This window comes from Bacteroides sp. Marseille-P3684 (assembly GCF_900291465.1).
GTDB lineage: Bacteria > Bacteroidota > Bacteroidia > Bacteroidales > Bacteroidaceae > Phocaeicola_A.
This window is the reverse complement of record NZ_LT985808.1, coordinates 744,206-755,860: the sequence shown is the minus strand read 5'-3', so window position 1 is coordinate 755,860 and position 11,655 is coordinate 744,206. Positions and strand designations below refer to the sequence as shown.

8 protein-coding genes and 1 pseudogene are annotated in these 11,655 nt (G+C 57.9%); 6 read left to right on the top strand and 3 right to left on the bottom strand.

Annotation, left to right across the window (positions count from 1 at the left end; genetic code table 11):
• Position 1 precedes the first annotated feature (1 nt).
• The 3 genes from C8275_RS02970 (at position 2) to miaB (ending at position 4,939) form a co-directional block, all read left to right on the top strand.
• Positions 2 to 2,077, top strand: coding sequence for a DUF3857 domain-containing protein (locus C8275_RS02970; protein ID WP_106484040.1), 2,076 nt, complete (start codon positions 2 to 4; stop codon positions 2,075 to 2,077).
• Between the two features lie 55 nt (positions 2,078 to 2,132).
• Positions 2,133 to 3,113, top strand: a complete 981-nt coding sequence (locus C8275_RS02965) for a ketopantoate reductase family protein (RefSeq protein ID WP_106484039.1) — start codon at positions 2,133 to 2,135, stop codon at positions 3,111 to 3,113.
• A 461-nt stretch (positions 3,114 to 3,574) separates the two neighbouring features.
• Positions 3,575 to 4,939 (top strand): tRNA (N6-isopentenyl adenosine(37)-C2)-methylthiotransferase MiaB, encoded by a 1,365-nt coding sequence (gene miaB / locus C8275_RS02955; protein ID WP_106484037.1) that lies wholly within the window; start codon positions 3,575 to 3,577, stop codon positions 4,937 to 4,939.
• Between the two features lie 119 nt (positions 4,940 to 5,058).
• On the opposite strand, the gene C8275_RS02950 is transcribed toward miaB, so the two are convergent.
• Positions 5,059 to 5,697: a porin family protein gene (locus C8275_RS02950; protein ID WP_106484036.1), complete on the bottom strand. Its 639-nt coding sequence runs from the start codon at positions 5,695 to 5,697 to the stop codon at positions 5,059 to 5,061.
• 292 nt (positions 5,698 to 5,989) lie between these two features.
• Here C8275_RS02950 and C8275_RS02945 point away from each other — a divergent pair, with 292 nt between their 5' ends.
• The 3 genes from C8275_RS02945 to C8275_RS02935 all read left to right on the top strand — a co-directional run bounded on the left by C8275_RS02945 (position 5,990) and on the right by C8275_RS02935 (position 10,655).
• Positions 5,990 to 6,676, top strand: a complete 687-nt coding sequence (locus C8275_RS02945) for a porin family protein (protein WP_157948147.1) — start codon at positions 5,990 to 5,992, stop codon at positions 6,674 to 6,676.
• Between the two features lie 121 nt (positions 6,677 to 6,797).
• Positions 6,798 to 8,108, top strand: a complete 1,311-nt coding sequence (locus C8275_RS02940; RefSeq protein ID WP_106484034.1) for a hypothetical protein — start codon at positions 6,798 to 6,800, stop codon at positions 8,106 to 8,108.
• A 177-nt stretch (positions 8,109 to 8,285) separates the two neighbouring features.
• Positions 8,286 to 10,655 carry an outer membrane beta-barrel family protein gene (locus tag C8275_RS02935; protein WP_106484033.1) on the top strand — a complete coding sequence of 790 codons (2,370 nt, stop codon included), beginning with the start codon at positions 8,286 to 8,288 and terminating at the stop codon, positions 10,653 to 10,655.
• Positions 10,656 to 10,831: 176 nt separating this feature from the next.
• Here C8275_RS02935 and C8275_RS14940 read toward each other — a convergent pair.
• Both C8275_RS14940 and C8275_RS14785 read right to left on the bottom strand, forming a co-directional pair.
• Positions 10,832 to 10,927 (bottom strand): annotated as a pseudogene (locus C8275_RS14940) (hypothetical protein); the annotation flags it as partial.
• A 191-nt stretch (positions 10,928 to 11,118) separates the two neighbouring features.
• A complete protein-coding gene (locus C8275_RS14785; protein ID WP_157948145.1) occupies positions 11,119 to 11,316 on the bottom strand; it encodes a hypothetical protein in 198 nt (65 codons plus the stop codon).
• Between the last annotated feature and the right edge of the window lie 339 nt (positions 11,317 to 11,655).

The following is an 11,655-nucleotide window of genomic DNA, read 5'->3' as shown; positions in this document are numbered from 1 at the left end:
CATGGCACGCCCCTCCTGCCGGAAGCACCGGCTACACGCCCCGCAAGCCCCGTCCGCCCGTCCCCTTGCCTGCCCGGTGCTCCGCCTCGCCCTCCTGCTGCTCCTGCTGCCGTGCGTCCTTCCGCTCTCAGCCGACGCCCCCGGCGGACCCCTCCCCGGCTTCTGCCCGGACGGGAAGGTTCCCCGCACGGATACACCTATATATAATGGTACGAGTCCCGCCTCCGTCGTACACGACTACCGCGTGGAGTTCCGTCAGCTGGACGCCCACCGGGGAGAAGCCCACTTCGTGCGGAGCGTCACCGTGCACTCCCCCTACGGGGCAGACGCCGCACGGTTTGCCGTCGTCAGCAGCCGTTTCATCCACCTGAAGGACTTCAAGGGCACCGTCCACGGCGCCGGCGGGAAACAGCTCGCACGCCTGCGACGTTCCGACCTGCGCGAGGCGACGCTCAACGACGGACTTGCCTCCGACGACCGCCTCCACTACTACGAAGGTCCGCGCGGCTCCTTCCCCTTCACCGTCCGCTATGAGTGGACGTGCACCTACGACAACGGACTGCTGCGCTATCCCGATTTCCGTCCGCAGGACGACATACGCCAGGCAGTGGAGCACGCCTCATACACCCTGACGCTGCCCGCCTCCGTCCGCCTCCTGTACCGCAGCCGGGGCCTTGCCGCCCATCCCGAAGAGAGCGCGGACGCAGGTGCCGGCACACGCACCTACCGCTGGCAGGCGGACGACCTGTCTGCTGCCGTCCCCCGGGAAGACACCGTGTGGGAACCCCCGACGGTGCAGGCGCAACCCGCCGACTTCGTCTGCGAAGGCTACGAGGGACAGCAGGACACCTGGGAGCACTTCGGCCAGTGGCTCTACCGTCTCACCGAGGGACGCGACCGCCTGACCGCCGACGAGGCTGCCACGGTGCACCGTCTCACCGACGGACTCTCCACCCCGGAAGCGAAGGCGCATGCCCTCTATGACTACCTGGCGGAGCACACCCGCTATGTGAGCATCCAGCTCGGCATCGGCGGATGGCAACCCATGACCGCAGAGCAGGTCTGCCGCACCAAGTTCGGCGACTGCAAGGCGCTGACCAACTACCTGAAGGCACTGCTTGCCGAGGCAGGCGTCCCGTCGGTCTACACCGTCATCAGCACCCGGAAGGCACGCATCGACGACTATCCCGGCATCGGGCAGATGGACCACGTGGTCCTGGGCGTGCCCTGCCCCACCGACACCCTGTGGCTGGAGTGCACCGCCGCACGCCTGCCCTTCGGCTACCGCCACCGCCTCATCGCAGGGCACGACGCCCTGCTGGTCACACCGGAAGGCGGACGGATGGTGCGTCTGCCCGACTACGACGCGGAGCAACAGGAACAGTCGGTCCGTGCCCACCTCCATGTCGGCAGCGACGGGATGGCATCGGGACGGGTCAGCCTGCACAACCGCCTGCGCTTCTACGAGGAAGCCCTTCCGCTGAAAGACCTGAAGCCCACCGAGCTGGCACACCGCCTGACGGAGGGACTCGCCTGCACGCTGGTGCGCATCGACAGCGTCAGCCGGACGGAAGACGACGGCGCGCTGCCCTCGCTCACCATCGGCTACCGCCTCTCGGCACGCTATGCACGCCCGGTACCGCCCCGGCTGTTCCTGACGCTGAACCCCTTCCGCCGTGCCGACCGCCTGTCCCGGACACGGACCTTGCCCGACGGGAGTTGGGAGCTGACGGAGAGCGCATCATACAGCGACACGCTGGACGTGGTGCTGCCTGCCGGAAGCCACTGCGATGCACTGCCCCCCGAGGTCTCCGGGTCGCACGCGTTCGGCTCGCTCTCGTCGGTGGCAAGCCTCTCGGACGGACGCCTCCGCATCCGCCAACGCCTGCTGCTGCGCAAGGGGGTCTATCCTGCCTCCGAACGGGCGGCATGGGAGGCCTTCGTCCGCCGCATCAAGGAGGCGTATGCCGGACGCATCGCAATCCTTATTGAAAACCAATCAACCACCGGGCCTCAGCCTGCCCATTCCGAGGAGACGGACCCGCCGGACCGTGCAGAACGGCAACCGGCTCCGTGACTCCTTCCCCCTCGGGAAAAGGCAGCACGAGGCTCCATAAAAACCTGTGAAACATATGAGAAAATACCTGATTATCGGTACCGGCGGCGTGGGAGGAAGCATCGCCGGATTCCTCGCCTTGGGCGGCAAGGACGTGACCTGCATCGCCCGGGGCGAACACCTGGAAACCATCCGTCGCGAGGGGCTCCACCTGCGCTCGGGACTGAAGGGCGACCGTGTCATCCCCGTGAAGGCATGCACCGCCGACGAGTATCGGGAGGTGCCCGACGTGGTCTTCGTCTGTGTGAAAGGCTACTCCATGGACTCCATCAGAGACCTGCTGAAGCGCGTCGCCACCCCCCGCACGGTGGTCATCCCCATCCTCAACGTCTACGGGACAGGCGCACGCATCGCCTCGCTTGCCCCCAAGGGGAGCTGTGTGCTCGACGGCTGCATCTACATCGTGGGCTATGTCGAACGTCCGGGTGTAGTGGTACAGACGGGCAGGACGTTCCGCATCGTCTACGGCGTACGTCCGGGACAGACGGCCGACACCGCCCTGCTGGACGACATTGCCGACGAGCTGCGCAGCTGCGGCATCAAGGTCGACGTGTCCGACAACATCGACCGCGACACGTTCATCAAGTGGACCTTCATCTCGGCCATGGCTTGCACGGGCGCCTGCTTCGGCGTACCCATGGGTGCGTTGCAGCGTCCGGGAGAACCGCGCCTGGTCTTCGCCCAACTGACGGGAGAGAGTGCCGAGACGGGACGCCGCCTGGGCATCGACCTGCCCGACAACCTGCCGGCTGCCAACCTGCGCATCATCGACAAGCTCGACCCGAACACCACGGCATCCATGCAGAAGGACCTCGCACGCGGCCATGAGTCGGAAATCGAGGGACTGCTCTTCCAGATGCTCGACCTCGGCGAACAGATGGGTGTCTACATGAAGACCTACCGGCACGTGGCGGATAGGCTGATAAACCGTCTGTCGACCGACAGCCGGAAGGCACGTGAAGCAAGGAGCATCGTTTGTTCGTTGGAATGGATATGACAAGATATTTCTTAAGAGACGAGGACGCCCGCAGGCATCGGGAAAACGACGGATGCACCGAGGCAACCGTCAGAAAAGCAAAGAGCAGGAAACTTCACAGTTTCCTGCTCCTTTAATCTTTAACCTAAACCTTAACTATGAAAAAATCTAATGTTTTTTCACTCCCCAAAGGTGCGAAATAGTCATCAATCCATCAAATATTCTACACGATTTCCGCTGCTTTTTAATGTTAATTAATAATTGGGTAGTGTCAAATAACTTCTTTGAAGCTTCTGCAGCTGTCAATTCCTTCTTTTCCGCCTCCGTCCGGCAGCCGAACCGTAAGCAAACGAGGATATTTCCACCGGAAACCCGGCACATCGGAAGGCAGATTGGCACAGAGTCACTATCTTTGCGGCGGAATGGCTGCCCGGCACAACAGCCGGGACGGACCGTCCGTAACATTTTAATCCAACCATCTTATGACACAAGAACAAGGGGCGGACTTAAAATCCGCTGCTGCGAACAAGAACCTGTTCATCGAGACCTACGGCTGCCAAATGAACGTGGCAGACAGCGAAGTGGTGGCATCCGTCATGCAAATGGCAGGCTACCAGGTGTGCGACCGGCTGGAAGATGCCGACGCCGTATTCCTCAACACATGCTCCGTGCGCGACAATGCGGAGCAGAAAATCATCAACCGGCTGGAGGCGCTGCACGCGCTGCGCAGCAAGAAGAAGCACGGACTCATCATCGGCGTCCTGGGCTGCATGGCGGAAAGGGTGAAGGACAACCTCATCGAGAACCACCACGTGGACCTCGTGGCAGGTCCGGATGCCTACCTGACGCTGCCTGACCTCGTGGCGTCTGCCGAAGCTGGCGAGAAGGCCATCAACGTGGAGCTTTCGACCACGGAGACCTACCGCGAGGTGATTCCCTCGCGCATCTGCGGCACGCACATCTCCGGCTTCGTCAGCATCATGCGCGGCTGCAACAACTTCTGCCACTACTGCATCGTGCCCTATACCCGCGGACGGGAACGCAGCCGCGACGTGGAGAGCATCCTCGCCGAGGTGGCAGACCTCACGGCGAAAGGCTACAAGGAAATCACGCTGCTGGGACAGAACGTCAACTCCTACCGCTTCGAGCGCGAAGGGGAGACGGTGACCTTCCCCATGCTGCTCCGCCGGGTGGCAGAGTCGGCGCCGGGCGTGCGCATCCGCTTCACCACGTCGCACCCCAAGGACATGAGCGACGAGACACTGCACGTCATCGCCGAGGTGCCCAACGTCTGCAAGCACATCCACCTGCCCGTACAGAGCGGCAGCAACCGCATCCTCAAGCTGATGAACCGCAAGTATACCCGTGAGTGGTACCTCGACCGCGTGGCTGCCATCCGCCGCATCATCCCCGACTGCGGACTGAGTACCGACATCTTCTGCGGCTACCACTCGGAGACCGAGGAGGACCACCGCGAATCGCTCTCGCTCATGGAGGAGTGTGCCTATGACTCCGCCTTCATGTTCAAGTATTCCGAGCGTCCGGGGACCTATGCCGCCAAACACTTGCCCGACGACGTGCCCGAGGATGTGAAGATACGCCGCCTCAACGAAATCATCGCCCTGCAGACCCGTCTGTCCGCCGAGAGCAACCGACGCTGCATCGGACAGACCTGTGAAGTGCTGGTCGAGGGCGTGTCGAAGCGTTCGAAAGAGCAGCTCTTCGGCCGTACCGAGCAGAACAAGGTCGTGGTCTTCGACCGCGGCAACCACCGCATCGGCGACTTCGTGCAGGTGCGCATCACCGAGAGCACATCGGCAACGCTGAAGGGCGAGGCAGTGGAATGACCGCCCGACTCTCACTGAGATAATCACCAGGTTGCAACGCAATGCCACAGGCTGGTCCCACGGGCATTCCGTTGCAACTTGTTTTTATATCCGGACGGGAGTTGTCCGCCGACGCACAGTCAGAAGGTATAGCCCACGAAGAGCGTCAGGTTGCCGTTATGCATCTTGCTATAGTAACATGTAATCACCCTCACCCCATAGTCATAGGCGGCACCGAGGCGGAAGTGGTCGAGCACCTCGACCCCCAGGCGCACACCCAGTCCCCAGTCGAAGCGGTCCGTCTCGTCGAAAGAGCTCCATTGTATCCGGGTATGCTCCGCCGGGGCACGATAGACGCTCTCACCGAACAGCCCGTATGCGAAGTAGGGACCGAAGTCGGCGAAGATGGCACACACCCGCTCGATGTCCCCATGGTAGCCGATGTGCAGGGGCAGATGGAGGTAATAGTTGCGGGAAGTGATGCGGCGGGGTTCCCCGCTCGGTTCATCGAACTTCCATGCGAGGTCCGACAGCCCCAGCTCGGCATCGAGGTACATCCGGCTTGGTGCGTCGGTAAAGGAGAGTTCGACACGTCCCGCAAAGTTGAAAGAGTGGAGACCGCGTCCGCGGGAGAGCTCGAGGATGCCGGCATCAAATCCGTTGATACCTGCCGTAATGCCCCAGCGTAAGGCCGCTCGATGATTGCCCTGTGCCACGGCGGACAGGGACCAGGCTACCAAGAGGCAGCACACTCCGAAGAGACTGACTGTTCGTTTCATAGACTTGAAGACTTAAACCGCTGATAAAGGTAGGGATTGTTTCCGGACGGACGGCAGGAAAAGCGGGAAATCTGACAAATGTATATCAGACAGACGGACGGGAGGGATATACAAGGCGAAGGCAATACATTGACCGACAACGTCGTACCGGATATACAACAAGCGGTCTGAAATGTATATCGCGAAAGGAAGGAGGCTGCGGAAAGGGCGCCTATCTTTGCCGCCGTCCTCCGCTTCCATCGCCGGCAGAAGAGGAGGACGCATTGTCGAACCTACCAAACCTACCAGACTTATGAAACGAATCAGACTACTCTTCGGGCTGTGTTGCCTGCTGGCAATCTGCTCCCTGCCGCTCAAGGCACAAGACAACAGGAACATGTACCTCCGTTGGGGCATCATGGCCGGACTGAACGGCTACAACGCCCATACGCTGAACCTCTCCGATGACCGCGGACGCTACGGCTTCAACTTCGCCGCACGCGCCGAACTCTCCTTCACCGACGCCCCGAGCCGGATGTACCTCGATGCCGAACCGGGACTGCTGAAACTCGGGTGGAAGGACGGTCAGGCAGGCTATGCCATCGACGCCTTGCGCTTCCCCGGACACGGCACAATGGACCCTTCCGCCTATTCCCATCCCTACTGGGATGTCTATTCCCTCCACCTGCCCATCCACATCGGCTACCGTTGGGCAGTCGCCAGGGGACTTGCCATTTATGCCGATGCCGGACCATACGTTTCATTCGGACTCTCCGGCAAGCTGAAATACACGGACCCCGTCACCGGAACGAAGCTGTCTGAGAATGTCTTCCACGTGATGCGCCGCTTCGACTGGGGATTGGGCGTGCGGCTGGGAGCAGAGATTGCCGACCACCTCCGCATCGGTGCCGCCTACGACTTCGGCTTGATGAACAACATGCGAGGGGGCATGGGAAGCGGCAACAACAACTTCACCGTCTCCGTGGGCTACATGTTCTGACCGCGGCGCACCTCCGTCTCCCACACTGCCGAACAATTGTCCGTTGCCCCAAGATTCCCCCTTCCGTTTCTTGCATATCTCCCCTTTTCTGCCTTCCTTTGCCCGAAAGGACGTATATCTTATGAAGTTACGCAGGTGTGTATACACATACGTGGGGAGTGTACTGCTCCTCGTGGCGGCAGTGTGGGCGGTGTGTGCCCTCGTGCAGCAACGGAACTACGGACGGTTGGCGGAGCTGGAAAGACGGCAGTCCGACCTGACGACAGACTCGTGCCGGTTGCAGCTGCAAGCCTTCGAACGGTCGTTCCTTTCGGGCAAAGGGAAGGCACTGCGCAACAAGATTGCTGCCGGGAACCTCCTCGAACGGGGAGAGAATGACCTCGCCGACTCCCTCTGCCGGCAATCCCTCCGCTACTTTGACTTCTTCACACGCGACTCCGTGCGCATCGCTCATCTCTATCTGCTCAGCGGACGCATCGAGCGTGCCCGCGGCAACTGGCTCGGAGCGGTGGACGCTCTCCTGGATGCCAAGGCATACGGGACATCCATGCCCGACGATAACGAGTTCGCCTACCGGGTACACGAACGCCTCGCATTCCTCTACCGCGAGAACGGACTGCCCGACCGGGAACGGGACTGCCTCCGCGAGGCACTCATCTACGCCCGGCGGTTGGGCAAGGGGGACTATGTTGCCGACGGACTCCGGCGTCTGGCATGTCTCGAAGGCAATGTCCGCACCGTGCAGCCGTCCGTCCGTCAGCTGACGGAAGCGAAAGACTCTGCCTGCGCCAACCGGCAGGAGCAACTGGCAGGACAGCTGCAGCTCCTCTCCGACTACCGACGCTGGCGCAAGGACGCCGACCGTGCCGAGTACAAGGTGGTGTTGCGCGGACGTGCGCTCTACCGCACCCTGGCAGTGATGCTGGCTGTGATGGCGGTGCTCCTGACGATTTACTTCTACGACCGCCGTCGCCGTCTGGTGGCGGAAAACCGCCTGCTCGCCGAGCAGACCCGGCGCGAGCAGGAACGGATGGACCGCGAACAACTCCGGATGGATTACTACCGTCAGCTGAACCAGCTGACGCTGCCCATGGCATACGACAGCCTGCGCGAAGGAAAGGTGCGCATGGGGGAGAAGGAGTGGCAGACCATCTATGCGAACACCGACGCCTGCTTCCCGGGCTTCACCGGACGGCTGCGCACGACATTCCCCTTCCTGAAGGAGGACGACATCCGCCTCTGCTGCCTCGTGAAGATGGAGATGCCGCTCGACCTGACGGCTCTCATCTTCGGCATCGGCAAGGGCAGTGTGTCGCAACGCAAGCAGCGTCTGCGTCAGAAGATGGAGCTGGAAGGCTCGCTCGACGAATACCTGGGTGTGGCGTCTGTGGGCAGGTCCGGCATGCGTCCGGCTTCAGCTGACAGGGAATGAGTTGGCGAAGGCAAAAGCCAATCACCCTCTCTCGATAATCCGTTAAATAATGTTTCACGAGTAAAGAAAAAGCACCATACTGGTGCCCGAAAATTTTTCTCAAACGTACTATAAATAAAGAGAGCAATGTGTGGATGAGAGAAAAGGACCTGATTCAATCTGTATAAAAAAAGCGTTATGAGAAAGGCGTTACTGATTTTTATCCTGCTTCCGCTGTCACTGGTGGCGCAGGTGCTGAGAGAGAGTCCCGGACAAGTGGAAGTATCGGGGAGAGTGACAGACCAAGGTGCCAAGGTGTTACCGGGTGCAAATGTCGTGTTCCGGAACCTGATGGATACAACCGCGGTAATAAAAGCAGTAACGGATGCAAAAGGCACGTTCACGGTGCAGTTGTCTCCTGACACCTACGAACTGCGTGTCTCCTACCTGGGCTACCAACCGTTCACGTCACACGTGGAAGCCCGCCAATCCATGTCGGTGAATGATATCCGGCTGGTGGAGAGTGCCACGGCATTGAAAGAATTTACCGTCGTGGGACGTAGCCTGACGTACAATGTGGAAGGGTATAAGCTGAATGTGGAAAACAACGCGCTTTTCAAGCAGCAGGATTTGGACCGGATACTCCTCTTCCTGCCCGGTGCCATGAGGGAGAAAGACAATCTGAAGATTTACGGAAAGATGGTGGGAAAGGTGTACATCAACCGCAGGGAAATCAAACTCACGGGAAAAGACCTCCTGAACTATCTCCAGAACTACCACGGCAAGAATGTGAAGGAAATTCAAGTCATTACTTCTGCCGGGGCAAACGAGAGCGCGGCGATAGGCGGCACCGTCGTACTGAAAATCATCACGACGAAGATTGAAGACGGAGGCATGCTGTCCATGAGGGATTCGGGAAGCTATAACAAGCAAAGTCAGACTTACGGCAATCCATCGCTGATCGTACAGCAACGCAGCGGCAAATGGTCTGTCTACGGAGAAGCATCCATGGTGGCAAACAAGAATAAGGGCAACAGTGAAAGCAAGACCTTGTTTACCGATTCCGGAGCGGGGAAGCAGGAATGGTCAAGCTCCGTCATGAGGCAAAAGCCGGCTCCGGCATACACCGTGGGAGCGGGCTACGACCTTACACCCGATGACATCCTGACGTTGGAAGTCGGCTATCACGGATACAAATCCGAATATGAATCGTCTTCCCGGATTCAAAACTTGCAGAACGATGTGGTAACGGGAGAAGAACACAACCTCGGATTGTCGGACAGCGACAGCCGGCGGGCTTCCGTCTCCATAGACTATGTGCATACGTGGAAAACGGGTGAACTGGCCTTCGCAGGGTCTTACTCCGATTCACATTCTTCGGACGACAGCAGACGCTGGCGGGAGGGAAATACCGACCTGTGGAGCAGCACGGAAGCCGCTTCCAGCGACTATGCATCCCTCTATACCAAGTTGGACTTCGAACAACGTTTCCAGGCGTTGCAAGGCAAGTTGAAGGCAGGAGTGGCATTTTCCAACTGGGACAATGACAGCCACACCGACAACCTCCTGATGGAAGATGGCAGGGAATCCCCTTATGGCACCTACGACGACGTGTACACCTACAAGGAGCAGACGTTGGGCATGTACGGGAGCTATGACTTCATGATCAAGAACTTCAGCGCATCGTTGGGACTGCGCTATGAGTTTACCAGGATTTCGCCGAACTCAACGTTGGCACCGGAAGCAAACTACACGAGTTACTATCGCAATTTTTTCCCAAACGTGCGTCTGAATTATACCATCAATCCCATGAAAGGGCACAACATCAACCTGTCGTACGCCCGCAAGATCCAGTTCCCCTTCATGAACATGCTCAATCCGGGAACGACGTGGAGCAACGAATACAGCTACTCCAAGGGCAACCCCTACCTGAAGCCCATGTGCGGCAACGAAGTGACGGGCATCCTGTCACTCTTTGGCAACTATTCCCTGTCGGTGACGTATGCCGAGTCGCCCCTGTTCCAGCTGCTCTATTCGAAGGAGGAAGGACGTGATATCTACTATTCGACCTACGAGAATGGAGGAAAGGACAAGTTCTGGGTCATCGGGTTGAGTGCCGTACAGTTCATCTCGCCCAAGTGGATGGTCAACGCCACGGTGAACCGCATGTATGTGACGACATCCTATCAGTCACAAAATCATCGGGCAAAAAACTGGAACATCACCTTGTCATCGACGAACAACCTGCCCTGGGGACTCAACCTGAACACCAATCTGTTTTATGTTTCTCCGACAGAAGGCATCCATCTGGACACGGGACGTGCACTGAACATCTCGGCTTCGCTAAGCAAATCGTTCTTGAAGGACCGTCTGACAGCTACCATCGACTATGGTTACAGCCCGGAACTGACCGGACGCATCCATACAGCCGGCGTTGTGAACAACTATGACTCCGATTACTCCCCTCACAAGATAGGCATCAGCCTGCGCTATGTCCTCAAATGGGGAAACCAATGGGCAAAAGTGCGGAAAGCTGTCGGTGCGGGAGATGGTGGAAGATTGAAATAGGAGCAAGGACGTGGAATATGCCATTTATGCAAGAACCTCTTGCACAAATTCAGAATGTATCCCAGACAGTAGCCGCCGTTTACCAGATGCCGATTGAGGACATGGAAAAACTGTTCATATCATCACCCGTCGCAAGAACCAATTGGACAAGCCATGTCATTATGTTCAACAGTTCACTTCCTTATATTGAAGGCAATGGCAAAGAAGGAGAAGTCCATAAAGACCTTGTCCTTTCCAAAAAGCCGAGAACGTTGGTAGTTCATATTATAACGTGAGTCCGATACAAATTAAGACATAGTAAGTTGCCCGTCATTGACCAAAACATACGTCAATGGCGGGTTTCTTTTCAAAGAAAACAGACGGCTCTGCCCGACGAGATGACCGGGGAGAAGGAGGAGGCAGAGGACAAGTGGCAAGAGTCTGATGTTCATTATTCTATTCATCTTATTTTGAGAGAGTACCGTCACTTCTCTTCCTGTCTACGGAAGAAACACCGATAACCGAATATGCCCGCCAGTGCGACAAGAGCACCGACCAACGCCCAGATGAAGGCACCCAATGCCTTTTCTGCATCCATGCAATAGCACAGGAGGAGAAACAGGACAGCCGACAGGGTTGCCAGGAGCCATTCCCTGTAGACGGCTTTCCGTTCAGTATACATTCTGAGGGATAAAATGATAGGGACAAAGACGACGTAATTCACACCGGGGATATTGACATAACTGTTCAACAGGACTGCAACGCTCGCTAAAACTACGATTGCTACAATCATTTTCCATAACTTGCTCATGACTGATTCATATCTTTAGTTAATCCGAAGACAAAGATATTCCGAAAACTTAGGAACTTATGTTATCTTTAGGTTAAAACAGACAAAGAGGCTGACTGCTTTTAGTCGTAATTGGTCCTATTTAGTCGTACATAGTCGTAATTGGTTCTTTTTAGTCGTAAATATAATTCTTACGCCTATTTTACATACCATATTCTACCCTTCAGAATG

Excerpts from the sequence above, each read along its gene's own strand:
- C8275_RS02935 (WP_106484033.1), top strand. The coding sequence starts at position 8,286 with ATGAGAAAGGCGTTACTGATTTTTATCCTGCTTCCGCTGTCACTGGTG.
- C8275_RS02970 (WP_106484040.1), top strand. The coding sequence starts at position 2 with ATGGCACGCCCCTCCTGCCGGAAGCACCGGCTACACGCCCCGCAAGCC.
- C8275_RS02940 (WP_106484034.1), top strand. The coding sequence starts at position 6,798 with ATGAAGTTACGCAGGTGTGTATACACATACGTGGGGAGTGTACTGCTC.
- C8275_RS02965 (WP_106484039.1), top strand. The coding sequence starts at position 2,133 with ATGAGAAAATACCTGATTATCGGTACCGGCGGCGTGGGAGGAAGCATC.
- C8275_RS02950 (WP_106484036.1), bottom strand. The coding sequence starts at position 5,697 with ATGAAACGAACAGTCAGTCTCTTCGGAGTGTGCTGCCTCTTGGTAGCC.
- C8275_RS02945 (WP_157948147.1), top strand. The coding sequence starts at position 5,990 with ATGAAACGAATCAGACTACTCTTCGGGCTGTGTTGCCTGCTGGCAATC.
- C8275_RS14785 (WP_157948145.1), bottom strand. The coding sequence starts at position 11,316 with ATGTATACTGAACGGAAAGCCGTCTACAGGGAATGGCTCCTGGCAACC.
- miaB (WP_106484037.1), top strand. The coding sequence starts at position 3,575 with ATGACACAAGAACAAGGGGCGGACTTAAAATCCGCTGCTGCGAACAAG.